Origin of the sequence: Kluyvera chengduensis (genome assembly GCF_044197065.1) — a bacterium.
Classification (GTDB): domain Bacteria; phylum Pseudomonadota; class Gammaproteobacteria; order Enterobacterales; family Enterobacteriaceae; genus Kluyvera; species Kluyvera ascorbata_C.
In genome coordinates, this window is record NZ_JBIQOI010000009.1 from 139,976 (window position 1) to 162,564 (window position 22,589).

Sequence of the window (22,589 nt, forward strand, 5' to 3'; positions counted from 1 at the left end):
CGGGCATTCCGGTGCACATTGCCGGATGGCGGCTACGCCTTATACGGCCTACAGAAAACACCAAATCACGCTGGCCACAACCACGCCGCCCCACGCACCCCGCTGGAATCGCCATGCAGCGCCTTGCGAATCGGTGTTTCACACTCACCGCCGAACACCCATTCCTTCACCAGTTCCGGCACCGTCTGATACAGACGCTCAACGTTGCTCATCCCGCCACCCAGCACAATCACATCCGGGTCGAGAATATTCACCACATGCGCCAGCGATTTCGCCAACCGCTGCTCGTAGCGGCCGAGCGCCTGCTCCGCCAGCGCATTCCCTTCACTCACCAGCTGCATAATCTCACCGCCTTTGAGTGGATTACCGCTCAGTCGGTGATAATCCGTGGCAAAACCAGTACCGGAAATAAAGGTTTCAATACAGCCCTGTTTACCGCAATAGCACGGTACTTCCGCACGAAAACGCAGTTCATCGTCGTTCATCCACGGTAGCGGATTATGCCCCCACTCACCGGCCGTGCCGTTACCGCCGATATGCGCGCGGCCACCCAGCGCCACGCCAGCACCGCAGCCGGTACCGATAATCACCGCAAACACCGTCTGCGCGCCCGCTGCCGCGCCGTCTACTGCTTCAGATACCGCCAGACAGTTAGCGTCGTTCGCCAGTCGCACCTCGCGATTCAGGCGACGACTAAGGTCTTTATCAAAAGGCTGGCCGTTGAGCCAGGTGGAATTAGCATTTTTCACCACCCCGGTATAGGGCGAAATTGAGCCGGGAATACCCATGCCCACCGTCCCCTTTTGCCCGGTTGCCTCTTCGGCGAGAGCAACGAGATGCGCAATGTTCTCAATGGTTTGCTGATAGTCACGCGGCGTCGGCAAACGGTGGCGATAAAGCTGCTCACCCTGGTCGCTTAGCGCGATGACTTCGGTTTTCGTTCCACCCAGATCGATACCAATTCGCATTCATGACTCCTGTTTAAAACAATGCAAGGGCGAGGACAATTCGTTATCATTGCCCGCTGATTTAACGACAACACCGTGGAAATTATCATGCTGTGGTTCAAAAATTTAATGGTTTATCGTCTCAGCCGCGACATCTCCCTGCGCGCGGAAGAGATGGAAAAACAGCTCGCTGAGATGACCTTCACCCCATGCGGCAGCCAGGATATGGCAAAAACCGGCTGGGTACCGCCGATGGGCTCACACAGCGATGCGCTGACGCACACAGTAAATGGTCAGATCATCATTTGCGCTCGCAAAGAAGAGAAGATCCTGCCCTCTCCGGTGATTAAACAGGCGCTGGAAGCGAAGATCCAAAAGCTCGAAGCCGATCAGGGCCGCAAGCTCAAGAAAACCGAAAAAGATTCGCTGAAGGACGAAGTCCTGCACTCTCTGCTGCCGCGCGCGTTCAGCCGCTTCAGCCAGACGATGATGTGGATAGACACCGTTAACGATTTGATTATGGTCGACTGCGCCAGCGCCAAAAAAGCGGAAGATACGCTGGCGTTGCTGCGTAAAAGCCTCGGCTCGCTGCCGGTGGTGCCGCTGACGCTGGAAAATCCGATCGAACTGACCCTGACGGAATGGGTACGTTCCGGATCGGCGGCGCAAAGTTTCCAGATCCTGGATGAAGCCGAGCTGAAAGCGATCCTCGAAGACGGCGGCGTGATCCGCGCGAAGAAACAGGATCTGGTGTGCGATGAGATTGCCTGTCACATCGAAGCCGGCAAGCTGGTGACCAAGCTGGCGCTCGACTGGCAGCAGCGCATTCAGTTTGTGATGTGCGATGACGGCTCCATCAAGCGTCTGAAGTTCTGCGACGAACTGCGCGATCAGAACGAAGATATCGACCGGGATGATTATGCTCAGCGTTTCGACGCGGACTTTATTCTGATGACCGGTGAGCTGGCTGCCATGATTAAAAGCCTGGTAGAAGGCTTAGGCGGCGAAGCCCAGCGTTAAGCGGGATATTCCCTTCCTGCCGCAGCAGGAAGGGAATAGATTACAGATAGCGGCACAGATAAGAGGTTGGCTCTGCAACCTGCAGGTTAAATTCACTGTGGCCCGGCACGTTGAACACTTCCCCTGCGGAATAGACTTTCCACTCAATTTCACCCGGTAACAGCACGTTCAGCGCACCGCTAATCACGGTCATTTCTTCCGGCTGTGCGGTTCCGAAGGTGTATTCGCCTTCCGCCATCACGCCCACGCTGGCACGACCGGTGCTGCTGCTGGTGAAGCCAATGGATTTCACTTTTCCCTCAAAGTACTCGTTGCTCTGAAGCATAAACAGGCCCTTATTATCTTGTCGTCAAAAGACCAATATAGGGTTGCGAACAGAAGCCTGTCACGCAAAATCATACGCTTAACACAATAATTCTGCCGCCAGTCTGGCCACCAGCACATTCGACAATAGAACCGGCACATCCAGCGCCTTTTGTAGCAGGTCGCGGTGGCGCTGGTGATAGCTCAACGAGTCGAGTACCAGCACATCGGCTCCCTGATCCAGCAGCGAACTGCCCGCCGAGATAAGATGCTGGTCGGTATCGATATTGGGGTTCGCCAGCGCGTAATAGGGCAAATTGGACAGCATCTGCCACTTCTCCTGCTGCGCATCGAGAATCGCTTCAATAGGGACCAATACCCCGACCTGATGTCCCTCGACGATAGAGGCGACCAACGGTGGAATAATACGCTGAGGCTCCAGCAGTATCGCATTGCGCGCCACCATGCTGCGTAATTTAAACGTATTCAGTAAAAGAATGACGTCATAAGATTGATTGTCCAGCACCTCAATAATAGCCTGCAGGCTGTGCTCGACTTTCAGGCGGGAAACTTCGACAAACTGGTTATCATTCAACAGAACCAGTAAACGTGATTCACCGGGTTCTGGTGCATACTCTTCCATGACTTGCGCACGGCTCATTTTGCCTAACAGGCTAATGTGGGTGATTTGATCTTCCCTGATGTGCTCGGTCAATAGCGGCAAGACTTCACTGACGGGCACCACCCCTATCGTAAGTATCGCCATCGTTGCACTCATGTTATCTACCTTCTGCTTCTCATATGCTCGTTTTACACATAGCCACCTGGATGGATGAAAAATACCGCTCAGAAGCGTAGCAGTTCAGCCAACGGGTGGAATGTAAAGATTCCAGATGTTTCCAGTACTCTCCTGATATGGTTTGATTTTAACTTTTCTATAACATTAATGATAAGCCAAAAATGTGACTTACGCACAATATAACCACTAAATAAAAGCGGTTATATCGGCAATCAGAAGGGAAACCTGAGGGGAAAAACGAGATGAAAAACCGGGTAAGAACGAACCCTGTTAGCTGGCGGTTGCCAGATGCAGGGCATCAAGGATCAGCGTAACGACGCGATCTGGCGCGGCAGAGGCATCAACAACGTAGTGAGCCGTTTCGCGGTATAGCGCATCGCGCTGAGCCAGCACCTCCGCCACCTCTTCACTAATCGGTTTACCGGTCAGCGTTGGGCGCTGAGATTCCTCTGGAAATGCCTCCAGGCGACGCGCCAGCACCGGGACGGGGGCATTCAGATAGATAACCACGCCGTTCTGACGCATAAACTCACGGTTAACCGGTGCAAGGATAATCCCACCGCCCGTCGCCACCACGGTGCCGGGTTGTGTCACCGACATCAGCGTCTGGGTCTCTCTGGCGCGGAATCCCGGCCAGCCTTCAAGGGAGACAATCTCCGCCACGCTCATGCCGGACAGCTGCTGCAGCGCCAGGTCAGTATCAACAAAGCGAAAATGGCAGGCATGAGTCAGCGCTTGGCCTATCGTCGTTTTTCCGCAGCCCCGGGCTCCGATAAGAAAAATAGGCTGTGTCATGACCTGGAATTCCCCTTGATAACGCGTAAATGCGGGATCGGTGATTGAAAAGTGAATGATATCATCAAACTAGTACACAAGTAAGTGTAAACTTAATATTACGATTCGATGTATTTTGAGACAAATTATATCGATATATATTGATAACTGCGGCAATCAGGGCGTAAAAAAAACATGCCACGAAGCGTTGCGCTAACAGTACATGAAAGTATCTTGCTTTGACAAGCCGGATATCGCGGCAAAAGGTAGCACATTATTGTGACAGAAATCACGTCAGCCGCGTTTTACCGCCAGCAACCATTTATCCAGCTCGGCGGCAAACTGCTGACGATCGCGCTGAGAGAGCGCTGCCGGCCCGCCGGTCTGAATACCGCTGGAGCGCATGGTATCCATAAAATCGCGCAGCGTCAGACGCTCCTTGATGGTCGCATCGCTGTAGCGTTCACCGCGCGGGTTCAGCGCCGCACCGCCCTTTTCCAGAACCTCTGCCGCCAGCGGAATATCCGCGGTGATCACCAGGTCACCGGGCTGGCAAAGACGGACGATTTCGTTATCCGCCACGTCAAATCCCTTCGGTACGACCATCGCACGAATAAAGCGCGACGGCGGCACGCGTAGATACTGATTGGCGACCAGCACCAGTTCAATCTGCGTGCGGTCTGCGGCGCGAAACAGCACCTCTTTAATCACGTTCGGACAGGCGTCCGCATCAACCCAAATTGTCATCGTCACTCCACGGTGAAAATTATCGCAAAGCGTGATTATACAGAGAGCGGAGGTGCGGGCGTAATAATTGCCGCCGGAATGATAAAAGTACGTTACCCATCGCCGTGAATCGCCTATAACAGTAAACTACGAAAAAAACAGACAGAGGGAGAGAAAGATGGAGAAGAAGATTGGCTTCATTGGCTGCGGTAACATGGGCAAAGCGATTCTTGGCGGCCTGATTGCCAGCGGCCAGGTACTTCCTGGGCAAATTTGGGTCTATACGCCGTCGCCGGATAAAGTGGCCGCGCTGCGCGATGAATTCGGCATTAATGCGGCGCAGAGCCCGCAGGAAGTGGCTCAGGTTGCCGACATTGTCTTCGGTGCCGTTAAGCCGGGCATTATGGTGAAAGTGCTGAGCGACATCGCGTCCAGCCTGAATAAAGATTCGCTGGTTGTCTCCATTGCCGCAGGCGTCACCCTGGAGCAACTGGCTCGCGCATTGGGCCATGACCGTAAAATCGTCCGCGCCATGCCAAATACCCCGTCACTGGTGAACGCTGGCATGACCTCCGTCACCCCAAATGCGTTGGTGACGCCAGAAGATATCGCCGATGTGCTGAATATTTTCCGCTGCTTTGGCGCCGCCGAAGAGATTGCTGAAGCCATGATTCACCCGGTGGTCGGGGTGAGCGGCTCGGCGCCGGCCTACGTATTTATGTTTATCGAAGCGATGGCCGATGCGGCCGTGCTGGGCGGAATGCCTCGTGCTCAAGCCTACAAGTTTGCTGCGCAGGCGGTCATGGGCTCCGCCAAAATGGTGCTGGAAACCGGTAAGCACCCGGGTGAACTGAAAGATATGGTCTGCTCGCCGGGCGGCACCACGATTGAAGCCGTGCGCGTGCTGGAAGAGAAAGGCTTCCGCTCTGCGGTCATCGAAGCGATGGCGAAATGCATGGAAAAATCAGAGAAGATGAGCAAGTCATAAGTTGCAGGCCCGGCATCGCGCCGGGCCTGATTTTCTTGCCATTAAGTCGGCCGGATAAGCGAAGCGCCATCCGGCTGAACCCACGCAGATTGCCGGATGGCGCTTCGCTTATCCGGCCTACAGGGCTATTTTATTTGTTCTTCAGACAGGTACTCATAAAGGTTTTACGTTCGTCGCCCTTCAAGGTTTTGGTTGTCGCCTGTGCGTTACAGTCCTTCATTTTTTGCTGCTGCGGCGTAAGCTTTTTACCATCAGCGGCCGCCCCTTCTCCCTTCAGACAGCTGCTCATAAAGGTTTTGCGCTCATCGCCTTTCAGGGTTTTTGACGCCGCTTCGTGATTACACGTGCTCATACGCTGCTGTTGAGGCGTCAGGGTTTTCTCCGGCGCTGCGGCCGTGGTTGCCGCCGACACGGCACCCGCCGTAAACAGACCACACAGTAGGGTAACCAGTATTGTTGTTTTCATTGCACCATCCTTTTGTGAGTAGAACTCTGTAAGTCTGGTCGCTGGAAGGAAAATTACCAACCCGGTGGCAAAATTTTGCCGCCGGGTGGTGACCGTCGAGTTACAGCCCCAGAGCGGCTTTCATCGTGTAATACAGATCCGTCTGGTCGGTCAGACCGACGACGTTCGCCGCGTGTGGGCCATAGGCCGCAATGCGCAGCTGGGTGCCGGTATGTTCCATCGACTCTTCTTCCGAGTTGCCGTAGCTCATAACCATTACCGAACCATCTTTTGTGTTCAACGCCTGCGTCAGGCCAGGCGCTTTAGTTTCTGGTGGAATAATCTGGCTTGAGTGCGCGTGATCAGCCGTCACGATAACCAGCGTATTGCCGTCCTTTTTCGCAAACTCCAGCGCCTTCTGTACCGCTTCATCCAGATCGACCGTTTCGCCAATCTGTCCGCATGGGTTCGCCGCATGGTCCTGCTTATCAATGGATGCGCCTTCAACCTGTAGGAAGAAGCCTTTTTCGCTGGTGCTCAGCAAAGAGATCGCTTTATCGGTCATCTGCGCCAGGGTCGGCACGCTGGCATCGCGTTTCGGGTTAGGCGCACAGGTCACGGCAGGTTTATCCAGATTGCCGTGGAAGGAGGCTTTTGGCCCTTCCCAGCGCACTGGCATATTGCCGTCAGAGAACAGACCCAGCAGCGGTTTATCTTGATTTGCCTGAGTAATGGCATCCAGCGTCGTCACATTGTCGACGAGCTGATAGCCCCGTGCCTGTGCCTGTTCACGCAGCGTTTTACCCTGCCATTCACCCGCAGTCGCGGTTTCCGCAAAGGTCTTCGCACCGCCGCCAAGCGTCACGTCTGCACGCGCGTTCAGCAGCTGTTCGGTGATGGAGCCTTTACCGCCTTTTTCCAGCGCGTTGGTTGGGCACTTCTCGCTGGTGACGCTCGGACCGTAGCATTTACGCGAGGTGACGTGTGAAATCAGCGCCGCAGGCGTAGCATCCTGCAGTTCAGCGGTCGAAACGTTCCCTGTCGCCAGGCCGGCAGCTTTTGCCAGCTCGAGAATGGTCTGGTGATCTTTTTCGTGAATATCGACGCCCAGCGCGCCGTTATAGGTTTTCACCCCGGTGCTCCACGCCGTTGCCGATGCCGCAGAGTCGGTCACGTAGTCCGGCTTGCCGGTTTTCTTATTCAGCGCATAGTGCGTGTACTGCCCGGTTAACGGTAACGCATCGATACCTTTGAAATAACCGCCTGCCCCTTCGGCATAGTTACGTGCGGCGGTAATTTCAGAGTCGCCCATCCCATCGCCAATCAGCAAAATAACGTTTTTGGCCTGCTTATTATTCAAGGAGGCGCGAATAGCGTCGGTTTGATCGGCAGATAAACGACGAGCACCGCCCGGCTGGGTTATATCCCCTTGCGCAGCACGGTTATCCAGAACGGTAGTTGAAGTATCCGCGTGCGCGGCAGGTAAACCCAGCAGAGGTAATAATGCGACAAAAATAGCACTGTATTTCACGTTAGTTTCTCCATGTACAAATACTTAAATAATGAAACACGGAGACTGTAAGAAAAGAGCGTTACATTTTAATGACACCATAAAAAGTGTCATTACCTACTAATTTTCGGGGTGTAGAAATAACCGTTTAACATGGTTATATAAGAGTTCGCTATTATGATCGCGAACGTGTTCAGCAGCAGCGAGCTTATTCAGCGTGGCGCTCATTTCATCTTCCAGCGATGGGCTGGATTCCTGCTTCAAATGCTGTAAAAGTGTGGTCACCACCACTTCAAGTGCATCGACCTGAATGCGTAACGCGTTTGCTTCATCTTCCTTTTCGGCCAGTTTGACCAGCAGTTCTGCAATGAAATTTTTCATCGCGCGTTTTCCTTGTATGACGGCGTGGGCAGAGTTTAGGCTCTGAAAAATAAATAGACCGATAAAACATACGGTTCTATTTCCCCTTTAGCAACATCGAATAGAATTACAATATATGACACATTCTGCAATAGTTGATGTTAAAAATATAATCCCCATCAATATCATGGCATTGACTGCAAATGCAGTCATCGAAACGTTTTGCTCGCAATAATAATAGGAAAACAGAAAGCGCTATAAAAGTTGATGAGGCAGGAATCAGGGAATAAAAGCCTACGCATTTATTCCCTGTCGTTGGCAATATTACTGGCGTACAGGCTGAGCGCGGCGCAGCATCACAGCTAATTGCCAGAGGTTAATCAGCACGATGACCGCGGTGACAATAAATACCCAGCGGAAGCCCGCCATTGCCGAAATGGATGCGCCGATCAGCGGCCCGGCGACATTACCCAGGTACATAAATGACTGGTTATAACCAAAAATACGCCCGGTGACGCGTTCGCTAATATACTTCAGCAGTAGCGTTTGTACCGCAGGCAGCATGGCGCCATCGGCAAAACCAAGAATAAAACGTAGCCCCCCCAACTGGAATGGCGTGGTGACAAACGACATCGCAAAGAACAGAACCACCGCAAACGTCAGCGTGCCTAACAGGATACGCCCCGTGCCGATACGGTCGCCCAGTTTACCTAACCGCGGTGCCGATATCAGCGCCGACACGCCGGGGACGGCGGCAATCATGCCACTTAAGAAGGCAATATTGGTGCTGTCGGGCGACATCGATTTAATAAACAGCGCCAGAATGGGGCTGATAGAGCCATTACACAGCTGGATAACCATCGTGGTGACAAACAGGCTGATAACCAGCCCCGGATAAGGCAGCGTCGCAAACACCGCTTTGCCGCTGAGCTTTTCGCTTTTATTAAACTGCGGGCGCGGGCCCTCTTTTATCAGGAACAACGTCACCAGGAAGCTCACCAGCAGCAGGAATGCGGTGATGTAAAAGACCATTCTCAGACCCACGTGGTCGGCCAGAAAGCCCCCCAACAGCGGGCCGCCAATCACGCCAGTGATTTGCGCCGTAGAAAGCGTGCTCAATGCCCAACCGCTGCGTTCACGCGGTACCTGAGAGGCCACCAGCGCCATCGCGTTTGGGATATAGCCAGACGTTAAGCCCATCACCGCACGCAGGAAAAAGAGCTGCCAGACGTTGGTCGCGAAAGCCTGAAGCAGGATGGCAATCGCCATCCCCAGTGAAGCACGCAGCAGCATTAACTTACGGCCTTTACGGTCGGCAAGACTGCCCCACATTGGCGACACAATGGCAGAAACCAGGAAGGTGACGCTGAACGTTAACCCGGACCACATGGAGAGAGATTCGTGGGAGGTCACTCCCAACTGTGCCACGTAAAGCGGCAAAAACGGCAAAATCTGGCTGATAGCCAACCCGGTGAAAAAACAACCGAGCCAAACAGAAATAAGGTTAACCTTCCAGGATTCCATAACTACACGTATTGATTCAATTTGCGAGGACGAGGGAACAGGTTAGCAAGATGCGCTTTGCGCCGTATTGTCAGAGATGCTTAATCCATTATTTCAGAATAATATCAGCCACTCCGCGTTTTTGTGTGATAAATATCACGCATCAGAGGCCATTGCGCAGTCACTTATTCTTAAGCCTTGCCGGTGAATCACTCACTTTAGAATGGAAAAGGCAGATGCCTCACCACGCCCGTGGTATGTTATGTGCTTTGCGTTTGGAATGGATGGAATTTGAGATGGCAAAGTTGCGGGTTGGGATTGTTTTTGGCGGCAAATCAGCGGAGCACGAAGTCTCCCTACAGTCTGCTAAAAATATCGTAGAGGCGATTGATAAAACGCGTTTTGAGGTCGTTTTACTGGGGATAGATAAGCAGGGTCAGTGGCACATCAGCGATGCGCAAAACTACCTGCTAAACGCCCACGACCCGGCACACATCGCGCTACGCCCTTCCGAAATCACGCTGGCCCATATCCCAGGCAAAGAACAACAGCAGATGATCAATGCGGCAAGCGGCCAGCCGCTGGACGCCATTGACGTGATTTTCCCAATTGTCCACGGCACGTTGGGCGAAGATGGCTCTCTGCAGGGCATGCTGCGCATGGCTAACCTGCCGTTCGTTGGTTCCGATGTGCTGGGCTCCGCCGCCTGCATGGACAAAGACGTCACCAAGCGTCTGCTCCGCGACGCCGGGCTGTCTATCGCGCCGTTTGTGACCTTAACCCGCCGCACCCGCGACCGCTTCTCGTTTGATGAGATTAAAGCGAAGCTCGGTCTGCCGCTGTTTGTGAAACCCGCCAACCAGGGCTCTTCCGTCGGCGTCAGCAAAGTCAACAGCGCCGAGCAGTACCAGCAGGCCGTCGCGCTGGCCTTCGAGTTTGACCATAAAGTGGTGGTTGAGCAGGGTATTAAAGGCCGTGAAATTGAGTGCGCGGTGCTTGGCAACGATGACCCGCAGGCCAGCACCTGTGGCGAAATCGTCCTGAACAGCGAGTTCTACGCCTACGATACCAAATACATTGACGATAACGGCGCAAAAGTGGTGGTTCCAGCGGCGATTTCCGCCGATGTGAACGACAAAATCCGTCATGTTGCCATTGATGCCTACCAGACCTTAGGCTGTAGCGGGATGGCGCGCGTTGACGTGTTCCTGACCGATAACAACGACGTGGTGATTAACGAAATTAACACCCTGCCGGGCTTCACCAATATCAGCATGTATCCAAAACTGTGGCAGGCCAGCGGTCTGGATTACACCTCGCTGATTACGCGTCTGATTGAGCTGGCGCTGGAGCGTCATCAGGCCGATAAGGCGCTGAAAACGTCGATGAACGGCTAAGGCTTTTCCCCGGACCGTTGCGCTCGGCCGGGCTACCGGCTGGGCCGTTTTGTAGGCCTGATAAGCGTAGCGCCATCAGGCAATTCGTTGCAGATTGCCGGATGGCGGCGTTGCCTTATCCGGCCTACAACGGCGTAATATATTCAAAAAATTAATTATTCTTCTCTGCGACGAATAATAAAACCGGCCAACCAGAAGCTAATCACCCAAGTCACCATCCCCACGGCATAGGTTTGCCACCCCTTGGCTTCGAACCCGAGCAGCCCGACAATCCCATTCAGAATAAAGATCAAGCCGATAGCAAAGGCATAATAGTGCCAGTCACGGCGAATTTTTACAGGCAGGTTCATAGCGGCTCCAGCAAAAAAAAAGATGATGCCATAAAGCCGCGTCAGCGTCTGTGGTGTGAACAACAATTAGCGAATGTTAATTTAATTAACGTCAAGCCGAATACCGGCAATGGATAAATAAGAGTGATATTCCAGGATTATTCTGGCTCAAAATTTACCATAAATCCGATATTGACATTCCCCATCTGCTGCCACACTCACCCCTGTATCGCGAAACAATCTGCATTCACGTTATCCTGGAGGTCTCAATGACAGATTTCACGTTGTCAAAACTCATGTTCAGTGGGAAAAAGAGGGACTCCTCCGCCTCAGGCAATCTGGCCTACGCGCTTTTCGTTCTGCTCTGCTTTTCGGTTGGCGCACAGCTGTTGAGTCTGGTGGTTCACGCACCGGGAGTCTATGAACACCTGATGCAAATGCAGGACAGTGGTCGTCCGCGCGTTGAAATTGGCCTTGGCGTGAGCACGCTGTTTGGCGTAGTGCCGTTCCTGGCAGGCTGCGCTATTCTGGGCGTGGTCTCCCTCGTGCGCCGCCTGCGTCATCACGATTAATTGATGGCCATGCATTTAGCCCGACGTTCATCCACCTTTTTTGCAAACCACGCCGTGGTTAGCTTGCGGGTGATCTTCGGGCTCTCAAGCTGAATGCCTGGCAGCATCTCCCTCGCCAACGGTTTACCCGCCTTCTGTTCCGCAATCTTATAAACGCCTTTGTAGAGCGCCGTGGTCTCAAACGCCTGACTATCGCCTTTTTGTAGCTGACGGTGGATATCACCGTTGCTCAGCGATAGCTGGTTAGCCAGCTTCCTGACCGCCATCTCCGTGCTGCCCGGCTCATCGCTACCGTAAAGAATCACGTCACCGTCGAGCGCCAGTTTCACACCGGTAGCCTTGCTAACAGCGTACTGGAATGCTGCATTGCGGCTAGCGTACCAACCCGCGTTAAAATCGGCGAAGCGATAAATGGGCGCCGTGTAATTAGCTGGATAATTCAGCAGATGATAAGTGCCAAACCATAAACCGCCGCGCAGGGTAAAGACCTCCTGACGCACGGTGCCCTCCATCTTCCACGGATAGCCGTTCTGGTGCTGTTCGGCAAAGGCGATACTCACCTGCATTGGCCCGCCGGTATGCACCGGGTTGAGTGAGCCAAAGAGCTTCTGCCCCATCGGCACCATACCGATAAAATCATCAAAGATAGCGCTTAGCTGCTTTTCCGTTTTCACCGAGTCCAGCCGCTCGCTGTAGCTCTTACCGGTTGGCGAATTGATTTTCAGCGCCGTGTGTACCAGGAAGACTGGGATATGCATCTTCTCGGCACGGCGGTCTATCTCCTGCCAGGCAATTTTGCTTAACCCCGGTACCGCCGGGTCCGCCTGATAGTTAGACTCCTGCTGCGCCACCGCCAGCACCGAACAGATATTCTCTTCGGTTGGCGCGAGCTTCTGGCTTTCGAACGTTTTCGCCAGCGCCTGCGCCCAGGCATCACGGTCCTTCGCGCTGGCGGGCATTTTTTGCCGCACGACGCTTGCCACATCTACCGGTTTTTCTCCCGCTTTCATCTGCGGTGCCTGCTGGCTGGTACAGGCGCTAAGAATCAGTCCGCCGAGCAGGGTAAGAGGTAATGAACGGTAATACGTTGCGGCAGTCGCCATGCGCTTTCCTTGTAAAATTTAAACGTTATGCCTGGCCCTGCGGCTGAGCAAGTTCATCCGTCAGCGGTTTATTATCTAACTCACGCTCAAAGCTGCGCAGACGTTTGTAGATGGACATTAGCTCCACCAGCGTGGTCCAGGAGCTTATCAGATACTGGAAGGAACCGCGCACCTGGCCGAACACGTTGGTTATCTGGGTCATCAGGCCGAGCGTAATCGTACCGGCAACAATCGACGGAAACAGCAGGAACAACCCGAAAACGTTATCCACCTGCAGATACAGAATACGGGCAATGTTGAAGTACATATAGTGGAAATAGAGGCGGAAGTAGTTTTGACGTACCGCGCTAAACAGCTCGCGCACCGTTGGCGGCGTGGCACGGTTAGCGTCATCTTCACCGTATACCAGCTCTTTACGATAGGCCGCTTCAACGCGCTGGTTTTTAAAGTTCAGCCCCGGCAGCTTGATCCCCACCACGGCCAGCATCCCGGTGCCCATCAGCGACCAGACGATAGCGGCAATCACCAAACCATAAGGCACATGGCCAATAATCGGCAGGTCCGGAACGTGCGCTGAGAGCGTCACCAGCACCGGCAGGAAGGCAATCAGCGTCATAATGGCGTTGATAAAGCTGGTCCCCATATCTTCCAGCGTCGAGGCAAAACGCATCGTATCCTCCTGCACACGCTGCGCGGCACCTTCGATATGGCGCAGGTGCTGCCAGTGCGTCATATAGTGTTCGTTCATCGCGGTACGCCAGCGGAAGACATAATGGCTGACAAAGAAGTTATTCAGTACACCAATCACCACGGCGATAAGCGCAATCCCAAGGAAGATACCGATCTCCTGGTAAAACTGGTTAATCGAGACTTTGTTCGGCGTCGCCAGTGCGGTCTGGATAAGGTCGTAGAACGGCGCATACCAGGCGTTTATCGCCACGCCCACTTCCACCATAAACCAGGTGACAAAGATAATAAGCGCAGTGCCCAATATCGACCAATACTGCCAGCGGTGCGGGCTGCGAATAAACCAGTAACCGGCAAACAGGCCAACGCACACCAGATAGTAGGCATAAAAGATCAGGTAGTTCATCGACCAGAAACGCGCAGCGCTGATCGGAACATCGTGACTTGCGCCGGTCAGGCGAAGTAGCCAGCTGCCGCCGCCCACCTGCCAGAAAATGACCGCTATCATTGCCCAAATAAACGCCGAGAGAAAAAAGGGACCCGGCTTAGGGAAAAAAGACTTAAACATAGTGCTCTCCTGCTAACTTCTTATGATTCTGCTTTGTGCTGTGACAACAGAATACCGCTACGGATCATTTTTACCGTAAAGAGGTATTAGGCGATGTAACTGTGCAATCAGACCGGAAAACGGCGATAGAGTTCGCCAGATGGCATCGTATGTATCATACGCGCCGGATCACAAAAGTGCGTATCCGCCTCAATGAATAATCATTGCGTTTACGCTCGGTTACGTTTTTCCCGCTATCATACCGTTTAATGGCGCTGCGCCTGATGCCGATTCGTTGTATTTTTAGTATAAATACGCGTTATGTCCCCATTTCAATTCATGGATGCCTCCGTTGAAACGTAGTCTGCTTTTTTCTGCCGCGCTCTGCGTGGCGTCATTGACCTCGGTGCAGGCTGCCCAGCCTCTTACCACCCCCACGTTTGCGTCCGATATCGTTGACCGTTACGCCAACCATATCTATTACGGCAGTGGTGCTACCGGCATGGCGCTGGTGGTTATCGATGGCAACCAACGGGTGTTCAGAAGCTTTGGCGAAACGCGCCCGGGCAACAACGTACATCCGCAGCTTGATTCCGTTATTCGTATCGCGTCGCTGAGCAAACTAATGACCAGCGAAATGCTGGTTAAACTGCTCGACCAGGGCGTCGTTAAGCTAAACGATCCGCTGAGTAAATATGCACCGCCTGGTTCACACGTTCCGACCTATAACGGCACGCCTATTACGCTGGTGAATCTGGCGACCCACACCAGTTCCCTGCCGCGAGAAATGCCTGGCGGTGCGGCAAATCGTCCCGTATTTGTCTGGCCAACGCAGTCACAGCGCTGGACCTATCTCAACAATGCCAAACTGCACGCCGCACCGGGATCGCAGGCCAGTTATTCAAACCTGGCGTTCGACCTGCTGGCCGATGCGCTGGGTAACGCGGCACATAAGCCCTATCCCCAGCTCTTTGAAGAGCAAATTACGCGTCCGCTGGGCATGAAGGACACCACCTTTACGCCATCACCCGATCAGTGTGGCCGTTTAATGGTGGCTGAGAAAGGCGCGAGCCCGTGTAATAACACGCTCGCGGCGATGGGCAGCGGTGGGGTTTACTCGACGCCTGGCGATATGATGCGCTGGATGCAGCAGTATCTTTCATCCGATTTTTATCATCGCAGCAGCCAGGCAGACCGGATGCAGACGCTGGTCTACAAGCGTAACCAGCTCACTCGCGTAGTGGGCATGGACGTTCCGGGGCATGCTGATGCGTTAGGGCTTGGCTGGGTCTATATGGCACCGAAAAATGGTCGACCAGGCATTATCCAGAAAACCGGCGGCGGCGGCGGGTTTATCACCTATATGGCGATGATTCCCCAGTCTAACGTCGGCGCATTTGTGGTGGTGACTCGCTCTCCGCTGACCCGTTTTGTGAATATGAGCGACGGGATTAATGAGCTGGTGACCGAACTGAGCGGCAACAAAGCCGCCGTCATTCCCGCGTCTTAATAGTGAGTAGGCAAACGCGTGATGCTAACGAGTTTGCCTTTTTTCATCTCGATATAATCCCCTTTGCGTAACGCGGAGAGCACCTCGGCAATAACCGAGCGTGATATTCGCGTGCGCTGCTGGATATAGTTCAGCACACCAATTTTCGCGCGAATATCGTCCTCCCAGTCAATCATCATCAGCAGCGTCGAGCGAATCTGATAGTAATGATTGGTGCCAATAAGCTGCATATCCCGCATTTCCAGCATTCGGGTTTGCCATGTCATCCAGTAAAACGCGTCTCGCCATAGCTGATTGCGCTCCAGGCATTTGAGCGTTTCTTTCGCAGGAAGATAGAAGCCACGGCAGTTGCTTTCTGCCACCAGCGTGTAGTCATTACGAATAGCATTAGCGCCAGCGGCGAGCCCAAAAATCGATGGGCTTTGCAGAATACCGCAAAGGACATGGCCTTCATGGCGATGCAGTGACACCACGCCCTGCTGAACAACAACCGTGACGTCTTTCATGGTGTAATGGGCGGGCAGGATCAACTCCCCAGCAGTAATCTGAAAGCGCGTCCCTATTTGAGACAGTTTTTTATCAAGAGCCAAAAATGCACTGAGCGGCTTGCTTGAAGAAGGCATGTTATGCAATCCCTACAAAAAAGCCCATCATGATGATGGGCGTTGAATAAAGCGTAAAACACCGGGAAGTTTCGTTCCCGGTGAAGTAAGGATTACCAGGTATATTTCACACCGGCGTTAGCTGCCCAATCCTGATCAACATCGCCGCCGCCGAGGTAGTTCACCCCGGTGTAAGCGCTGAAGTTCTTGGTGAAGCTGAACTGGCTACCCACGCCCACGCGAACCGCTGAGCCTTTCACGCCGTTGTCGATGCTGTCGCCGTTAACGGTAGCATCGTTGCTGGAATCGTCATAAACGTAGGCCAGTTTGAAGTACGGGGATAACGCCTGGTCACCGAAGCCGAAGGTATAACCTGCATCGAAGCCAAGTTCATAACGCAGGCTGTCGTAGTCCTGACCCTGAACTTTCATATCATTGCTCAGACGGTAGTGATCGCCAGACTGGAACAGACCAGAAACCGCACCGTACGGAGTTACGTAGCCAGCGTCGTTAATTTTCCAGTCGTAGCCCAGTTTCAGACCAAAGCCCCAGGCATCTGCGGTCGTATCGCCATCAACATAGGTACCATTGCTCATCGTTGCGGTCAGATCGTTGTTGAAGCGGCTATAGCTCAGATTGCCATCAACAAAGACATTGTTCGCAAAGCGTGCGGAAGAGTATAGGTAGGCAGACTGGCTGTCCTGGTCAACCTGACCGGTACGATCGTTCATGTCACCTTTCGCAAAGCCCGCTGCGGCGCCGACGATCCACTGGGCATTGTTGCCGTCGATCTTAGAGTCCACACCCACCATGATGCCGTTAACATCCTGATCGTAGCTGATGTCGTCATTATCGGCATTGAAGTTGCCGCCGAAGTAGCTTACCCATGCACCACCGTTGTCGGTGAAGCCGTGACGAGCCGTGTTCAGACGGGTATTCAGGGTATCCTGCTGCAGGTTCCAGATATTGGTGTTCGCAGAAGGAATACTCAACGCCATGTTGGCGTAGTCGGTCAGACGGGTCTGCTCCATAACGACCGTATTGCCAACCTGCTTAGCCTGGTAGGTGTAAGCACCCAGATCGGCTTTGTTCGCTGCTGAGAAGGTTGCAGTGCTGTTCTGATCGTTAACGTAGATAAGCTCATTGCCTCTGTAATCAGCAATGGAGCCTTTTCCGGTAGCGTCGTCGATACGAACTTTATAGTTACCGCTCGCCGCTGCAACGCTATCGCCAGCGTTATCCACTTCAGACAGGTCGGAAGAAGTATCTGAATCACCGTTACCGTTGATGGTCAGGTGACCGTCAGAGTTCATGGCAATAACACCGTAGCCGTAGTTAGACTTGGTGGTGTCGTTGGTACGGTCGTTGGTCAGGTCGGCATTCAGCACAAAGTTGTTGCTGTGAATATCGAATACGCCAGCCTTCACTTTACCGTTAGCGTTTGTGGTGCTGGTCAAATTCAGAGTATCAGCCTGCAGCGCGTACGCCGTGCTGTTCCCCACATCCAGAACACCGCTATTGGTGACGTTGATGGTGTTGGCATACAGTGCCGCATCGCCTACGCCCCAACCCGCAGCAACATCATCAGCAATAGTGACGGTACTGTTGTTGATGGTCAGTTCATCAGTCGCAACGTGACCATCTTCGTTGATATTAAGCGCAGAGCCACCGGTCAAAGAGAGGGAGTCAGAAATCAGGCTAGAGTCAGCAACGTTAACGACGGAACCGCTGTTAATACTCAGAGTGTCAATCAGAGAGGTTTTAGTGGTATCCCACTGTGAGCCATTGTTCAGCGTTACGTTAAACAGGCCACTCTGATAGACGTTTTTGCCAACCACGTGTCCGTCTTCACCATAAGCGGTATCGCTGTTATCAACACCATAGGTTGACCACGGCCACAGGCTGTTGGCGGCAATATCGATAAGCGTGGCTGTAGCTTCAGTACCTGCCGCATAGCTGTCGTAAACGCCATCACCATCTGTGTCGACCTGATGTGCAGAAATAGCGGCGCCGACCCACTTGCTGCCGTTGTCCAGCGTCACGTCCATGCGGTCCGTACCATCCCAACCGTTAGTATCTACGGTTGAATCGGTATCACGATAGCTGTCAGCACCGTTAGGGAAGAAGTTTTCGTCGAAATTGCTGGAGAAGAAGATATCGCCGTTTAGAGTCGAGTTGCTGAGGTTAACGGTGGTCTGCATCGCGTTATCAGCATTCGGGTTAGCAATAGCAGAAATGGCTACGTCATTAGCACTGAAGCTAGAGCCATCGTAATCACTGGCGTTGTTGTTATTACCAAACCAGCCAGAGGTGCCTTCATCAGTCCATGAACCAGAAGTCACGGTAGAGCCAGTCACGTTGATCGTGTTGGTAAACACTTCGCTGCTATTAACGCCGGTGCTAACGGTATTATCGTCAACATCGCTCCACTCATAACCCTGAGTCAGGCTAATACCCGCAACGTGAGAATTATTCTGGATAACCAGATCGGTTTCCTGGTCCAGAGTGATTGCGGTACCCATGTTATAAACATTAACAACGTGAGTATCTGCAGTGCCATCGGTATACGTGCCATTATAGGTGTAATGTTCGTAGTTATCGTCGATGGTAGAGTTATCAACGGTCAGCGCCAGGCGGTCGTAAACATAACCCGTTGCGTCGCGACCGGTGCAATCGCTGGTCATGCACTCAGAGGTAATCATACCGTGAATGGTGCTGTTTTTAATGGTCAGACTGTTGTCATTAGTGTTGCTAGAAAGACCATCATCCAGATAATAGGTAGAAATCACGCCGTTAACGGTAGCGTTCTTAATTACCGGATAGATATCCCCGTTATAAACGCTATCAGTGGCGTAGTCGTTCCAGCCTGCGTAACCATTAAAGTAAACGCCGTCAGCATAAGTTGAGTCGTTATAGTGATTAAAGGTGGTGTAGGTCGTGCCAGAGATATCGGTAGAAGCATTTGCCTGAGAAGCGATCGCCAAAGTGCAGGCCAATGCTAATTGTGATACTACAAGTTTCTTTTTCCAGGAGTGCATTTGTCATCCCTCCTCAGGGATATATATGTTGGTCCATCAATTAACAATTGCAATGATTATATTAATTCCAAGCGGAAAGGATTATGCGACGGGTATAACAAATGGTTCAATTATAGTTTATGGATAGTTCGGATTTGGACGTATCGAATAAACAAATCAACTAACAAAAAATAAAATAATAAAATAAAATCAATGACTTAATTTAAAATTAAAAAATTAAAACAAATGAATTACACCTGTAAAATTCAACAAATAAATAAACAAAATGCTATAGGAAACCATGCACAATGAAATACCTAATAATTATAGTTATAAGTAAATCAGAACCACACAAATCATATATATTTTAAAAAATAAAAAAAGACAGCTAGTATTTACACTAATTATTATTAAGCAATGCCTGACATTCCCTGGTTATCCCGGCGCCGCCCCCCCATAAGCACCACTTTGGTAAAACATCTTCCCCCTGATTCGGTTACAATAGCCGTCCTTGTTTCACAAACATCAGGCATACCATGACAGACTTACTCCATCGCCCCCGTCGCCTGCGCAAATCTCCTGCGCTGCGCGCTATGTTTGAAGAGACAACACTGAGCTTAAATGACCTGGTGTTGCCGATCTTTGTTGAAGAAGAAATCAACGACTACAAAGCCATTGAGGCGATGCCGGGCGTGATGCGCATTCCAGAGAAGCATCTGGCACGTGAAATTGAACGCATTGCGAACGCCGGTATCCGCTCGGTGATGACCTTTGGTATCTCCCACCATCTCGACAGCACCGGCAGCGATGCCTGGAAAGAAGACGGCCTGGTGGCGCGCATGTCGCGCATCTGCAAACAGACCGTACCGGAGATGATCGTCATGTCCGATACCTGCTTCTGCGAATATACCTCCCACGGCCACTGCGGCGTGCTGTGCGATCACGGCGTCGATAACGATCTGACCCTCGCCAACCTCGGCAAGCAGGCCGTCGTTGCCGCTGCGGCAGGCGCAGACTTTATCGCCCCTTCCGCGGCGATGGACGGCCAGGTGCAGGCCATTCGCCAGGCGCTGGACGCGGCAGGCTTCACCGATACCGCCATCATGTCCTACTCCACCAAATTCGCCTCCTCTTTCTACGGCCCGTTCCGTGAAGCAGCAGGAACAGCGCTGAAGGGCGATCGTAAAACCTATCAGATGAACCCGATGAACCGCCGCGAGGCGATTCGCGAGTCGCTGCTGGATGAAGCTCAGGGCGCTGATTGCCTGATGGTGAAACCGGCGGGCGCATACCTGGATATCCTGCGCGATATCCGTGAGCGCACCGAGCTGCCAATTGGCGCCTATCAGGTGAGCGGTGAATACGCGATGATTAAATTCGCCGCGCAGGCCGGGGCCATTGATGAAGAGAAAGTGGTTCTGGAAAGCCTGGGCGCCATCAAACGCGCGGGCGCGGACCTTATCTTCAGCTATTTCGCGCTCGATTTAGCCGAGAAGAAAATCCTGCGTTAATCACGCACTGGGTTTCCCGGCAATGCGACGCTTATGTAGGTAGCCCGGACGAGGCGTTTACGCCGACTCCGGGTTTTCCCAGCGGCGCTGCGCTTGGCCGGGCTACATTTCAACATCCCTCAAAACGTCACCAAACCGCCATACAACCGACACATCCCCCTTCTACTGTCACAGCAGGACAGAGGAGGAGCCGCTATGTTTAGTCTCGACAATGTCATCGACGACCTATGGCCTCAGGCGAGGCCCGCCCCCTGGCAAAAAAAAGTACTGAAGAAGCTGCTGCATGAGGAAGAATTTCAACAATTTGCCGCACGCCATCGCCACCTGAAAGGGCTGGATACCGTCGAACAGGTACTTGAGCATCTCAATATTGACTGCGCCGTTCCGGTTCGCTGTCTGGAACAAATCCCCGAAAATGGTCCACTGGTAATCATGGCCAACCACCCTACCGGCACGCTGGATGGTCTGGCCCTGCTCTACGCGGTCTCCCGCGTACGACGCGACGTCAAAGTGGTCACCAACCGTATGCTTACCCATCTTGAACCCCTCAGTTCGCTGTTTATTCCGGTTGATAACATCAACGGTCGCACCGCAAAAACGGCGCTCCAGCAGATGGACGCACAGTTGCAAAACGGCGGAGTGCTGATTTTCTTCCCGGCGGGCGAAGTATCACGGCTGACGCGTCGGGGGATCCGCGATAAAAAATGGCACTCCGGCTTTATCAAGCTTGCCGCAAAATACCGCGCACCTCTGCTGCCCGCATGGATAGACGGAAGAAATAGCGCCCTGTTCTACGCGAGCACCATGGTGTCGCAGCATTTGCCGCTGCTGCTCTTAATGCAGCAGATGTTCCGCCGCCGCAACGGCAACCTGCCAGTGACGATTGGCGAGCAAATCGCCTGGTCCGCGTGGTTTAACCCGCAGGCCACACCGCGGGAAATGACGGATAAATGCTATCGCCACGTACAGCTGCTGGGCAAAGGGCTACCTGGCGTTTTCAAAACCGAAAGCGCCATCGCACGACCAGAAGCGCGCGCCTTGCTGAAGCGCGAATTGAGCCAGGCCGAATGCCTGGGGCGTACCGCAGACGGCAAGGTCATCTATCTGTGGCAGCGCAACGGCCAGGAAGATGCGCCGCTGCTGCGCGAATTGGGACGTCTGCGTGAAATCGCCTTTCGGGCGGTGGGTGAAGGAAGCGGCAAACGGCGTGATGTCGACGGCTATGACGATGACTATCTGCATCTGATCCTCTGGGATGAAGAGGATTTAGAAATCGTCGGTGCCTATCGCTTTATGCCTACCGCCATGCAGCTCGAAAAACGTGGGCTGGACGGCATCTACAGCTACAGCCTGTTCCACTACGACGCGCGCATGGACGATATTCTGCAACACGGCATTGAGCTGGGACGCAGCTTTATTCAGCCGCGCTACTGGGGCCGTCGCGGGCTGGATTATTTATGGTCCGGCATCGGCGCCTATCTGGCGCGCTACCCGCACTATCGCTATCTATTCGGCCCAGTATCCATCTCTGGCGGCCTGCCGCCGTCAGCACGGGATCTGCTGGTTGCCTTCTACCGGCTGTGGTTCCCGGCCACGCATCCGCTGGCGGAGTCACGCAGACCGTATCCAGCCTCGTTGCCCGATGTACTGGCACAGTTTGGCGGTGAGGATTACAGCGAAGACCTGACGCGGCTGAAGTCGCTGCTCGGCAACCTTGGCTGCGGTATTCCACCGCTCTACAAGCAGTATTCGGAAGTCTGCGAGCCAGGCGGCGTGCAGTTTATCGACTTTGGCAGCGACCCGGAGTTTAACAACTGCGTGGATGGGCTGGTGTTGGTGGATTTAACCTATCTGAAGGCGAATCGGTATCAACGGTATATTGGGGCGCATTTAGGTTTGTAGGCCGGATAAGGCGTTTACGCCGCCATCCGGCACGGTG

The 22,589-nt window shown here is 53.1% G+C and carries 21 protein-coding genes; 7 read left to right on the forward strand and 14 right to left on the reverse strand.

The genetic code is table 11. The features are described from left to right. Nucleotides 1-65: 65 nt before the first annotated feature. Entirely contained in the window at nt 66-968 is a 903-nt protein-coding gene (gene mak, locus ACH1XZ_RS19395; protein WP_395596783.1) for a fructokinase, read from the reverse strand. 87 nt (nt 969-1,055) lie between these two features. Between mak and rdgC the strand changes: the two genes are divergently transcribed. Beyond that, nucleotides 1,056-1,967, forward strand: coding sequence for a recombination-associated protein RdgC (rdgC, locus tag ACH1XZ_RS19400; RefSeq protein ID WP_123649988.1), 912 nt, complete (start codon nt 1,056-1,058; stop codon nt 1,965-1,967). A 40-nt stretch (nt 1,968-2,007) separates the two neighbouring features. On the opposite strand, the gene ppnP is transcribed toward rdgC, so the two are convergent. From ppnP to ACH1XZ_RS19420, 4 genes are all read right to left on the reverse strand, one after another. After that, nucleotides 2,008-2,292, reverse strand: a complete 285-nt coding sequence (ppnP, locus tag ACH1XZ_RS19405) for a pyrimidine/purine nucleoside phosphorylase (RefSeq protein WP_035895638.1) — start codon at nt 2,290-2,292, stop codon at nt 2,008-2,010. A gap of 78 nt (nt 2,293-2,370) precedes the next feature. Continuing rightward, nucleotides 2,371-3,048: an AroM family protein gene (locus tag ACH1XZ_RS19410; RefSeq protein WP_395596784.1), complete on the reverse strand. Its 678-nt coding sequence runs from the start codon at nt 3,046-3,048 to the stop codon at nt 2,371-2,373. Nucleotides 3,049-3,339: 291 nt separating this feature from the next. Beyond that, a complete protein-coding gene (gene aroL / locus ACH1XZ_RS19415) occupies nt 3,340-3,864 on the reverse strand; it encodes a shikimate kinase AroL (protein ID WP_395596785.1) in 525 nt (174 codons plus the stop codon). Between the two features lie 273 nt (nt 3,865-4,137). After that, on the reverse strand, nt 4,138-4,590 hold the full coding sequence (locus ACH1XZ_RS19420) for a YaiI/YqxD family protein (RefSeq protein ID WP_395596786.1): 453 nt from the start codon (nt 4,588-4,590) through the stop codon (nt 4,138-4,140). Between the two features lie 157 nt (nt 4,591-4,747). Between ACH1XZ_RS19420 and proC the strand changes: the two genes are divergently transcribed. Next, nucleotides 4,748-5,557 carry a pyrroline-5-carboxylate reductase gene (proC, locus tag ACH1XZ_RS19425; RefSeq protein ID WP_185667198.1) on the forward strand — a complete coding sequence of 270 codons (810 nt, stop codon included), beginning with the start codon at nt 4,748-4,750 and terminating at the stop codon, nt 5,555-5,557. A 130-nt stretch (nt 5,558-5,687) separates the two neighbouring features. On the opposite strand, the gene ACH1XZ_RS19430 is transcribed toward proC, so the two are convergent. From ACH1XZ_RS19430 to ACH1XZ_RS19445, 4 genes are all read right to left on the reverse strand, one after another. Further along, nucleotides 5,688-6,023, reverse strand: a complete 336-nt coding sequence (locus tag ACH1XZ_RS19430) for a PsiF family protein (protein ID WP_395596787.1) — start codon at nt 6,021-6,023, stop codon at nt 5,688-5,690. Nucleotides 6,024-6,123: 100 nt separating this feature from the next. Then, nucleotides 6,124-7,533 (reverse strand): alkaline phosphatase, encoded by a 1,410-nt coding sequence (gene phoA / locus ACH1XZ_RS19435; protein WP_395596788.1) that lies wholly within the window; start codon nt 7,531-7,533, stop codon nt 6,124-6,126. Between the two features lie 99 nt (nt 7,534-7,632). Further along, entirely contained in the window at nt 7,633-7,893 is a 261-nt protein-coding gene (locus tag ACH1XZ_RS19440) for a sigma-S stabilization anti-adapter protein IraP (RefSeq protein WP_395596789.1), read from the reverse strand. Nucleotides 7,894-8,196: 303 nt separating this feature from the next. Beyond that, on the reverse strand, nt 8,197-9,396 hold the full coding sequence (locus tag ACH1XZ_RS19445; RefSeq protein ID WP_395596790.1) for a multidrug efflux MFS transporter: 1,200 nt from the start codon (nt 9,394-9,396) through the stop codon (nt 8,197-8,199). Between the two features lie 275 nt (nt 9,397-9,671). Between ACH1XZ_RS19445 and ddlA the strand changes: the two genes are divergently transcribed. Continuing rightward, the gene (ddlA, locus tag ACH1XZ_RS19450) at nt 9,672-10,772 is read left to right on the forward strand and encodes a D-alanine--D-alanine ligase (protein WP_395596791.1); all 1,101 of its coding nucleotides are present in this window, start codon (nt 9,672-9,674) and stop codon (nt 10,770-10,772) included. Between the two features lie 155 nt (nt 10,773-10,927). Here the strand turns inward: ddlA and ACH1XZ_RS19455 are convergent, their stop codons facing one another. After that, nucleotides 10,928-11,122 (reverse strand): DUF2754 family protein, encoded by a 195-nt coding sequence (locus ACH1XZ_RS19455; protein WP_035895620.1) that lies wholly within the window; start codon nt 11,120-11,122, stop codon nt 10,928-10,930. Nucleotides 11,123-11,370: 248 nt separating this feature from the next. On the opposite strand from ACH1XZ_RS19455, the gene ACH1XZ_RS19460 reads away from it, so the two are divergent. Further along, nucleotides 11,371-11,673, forward strand: coding sequence for a DUF2755 family protein (locus ACH1XZ_RS19460; protein ID WP_395596792.1), 303 nt, complete (start codon nt 11,371-11,373; stop codon nt 11,671-11,673). Here ACH1XZ_RS19460 and ACH1XZ_RS19465 read toward each other — a convergent pair. Both ACH1XZ_RS19465 and sbmA read right to left on the reverse strand, forming a co-directional pair. Next, entirely contained in the window at nt 11,670-12,776 is a 1,107-nt protein-coding gene (locus tag ACH1XZ_RS19465; RefSeq protein ID WP_395596793.1) for a DUF1615 domain-containing protein, read from the reverse strand. The genes ACH1XZ_RS19460 and ACH1XZ_RS19465 overlap by 4 nt on opposite strands. A 25-nt stretch (nt 12,777-12,801) precedes the next feature. Beyond that, nucleotides 12,802-14,031, reverse strand: coding sequence for a peptide antibiotic transporter SbmA (gene sbmA / locus ACH1XZ_RS19470; RefSeq protein WP_395596794.1), 1,230 nt, complete (start codon nt 14,029-14,031; stop codon nt 12,802-12,804). 331 nt (nt 14,032-14,362) lie between these two features. Between sbmA and ampH the strand changes: the two genes are divergently transcribed. After that, on the forward strand, nt 14,363-15,520 hold the full coding sequence (ampH, locus tag ACH1XZ_RS19475; RefSeq protein ID WP_395596795.1) for a D-alanyl-D-alanine-carboxypeptidase/endopeptidase AmpH: 1,158 nt from the start codon (nt 14,363-14,365) through the stop codon (nt 15,518-15,520). Here ampH and ACH1XZ_RS19480 read toward each other — a convergent pair. Together ACH1XZ_RS19480 and ehaB are read right to left on the reverse strand one after the other, a co-directional pair. Continuing rightward, nucleotides 15,517-16,143: a helix-turn-helix domain-containing protein gene (locus ACH1XZ_RS19480; protein WP_395596796.1), complete on the reverse strand. Its 627-nt coding sequence runs from the start codon at nt 16,141-16,143 to the stop codon at nt 15,517-15,519. The two genes, ampH and ACH1XZ_RS19480, sit on opposite strands and share 4 nt — an antisense overlap. A 92-nt stretch (nt 16,144-16,235) precedes the next feature. Further along, nucleotides 16,236-19,160: an autotransporter adhesin EhaB gene (gene ehaB, locus ACH1XZ_RS19485; protein WP_395596797.1), complete on the reverse strand. Its 2,925-nt coding sequence runs from the start codon at nt 19,158-19,160 to the stop codon at nt 16,236-16,238. 515 nt (nt 19,161-19,675) lie between these two features. Here ehaB and hemB point away from each other — a divergent pair. After that, a complete protein-coding gene (gene hemB, locus ACH1XZ_RS19490) occupies nt 19,676-20,650 on the forward strand; it encodes a porphobilinogen synthase (protein WP_395596798.1) in 975 nt (324 codons plus the stop codon). A gap of 195 nt (nt 20,651-20,845) precedes the next feature. After that, the gene (gene olsF, locus ACH1XZ_RS19495) at nt 20,846-22,552 is read left to right on the forward strand and encodes a bifunctional ornithine lipid synthase OlsF (protein ID WP_395596799.1); all 1,707 of its coding nucleotides are present in this window, start codon (nt 20,846-20,848) and stop codon (nt 22,550-22,552) included. The last annotated feature ends 37 nt before the right edge of the window (nt 22,553-22,589 follow it).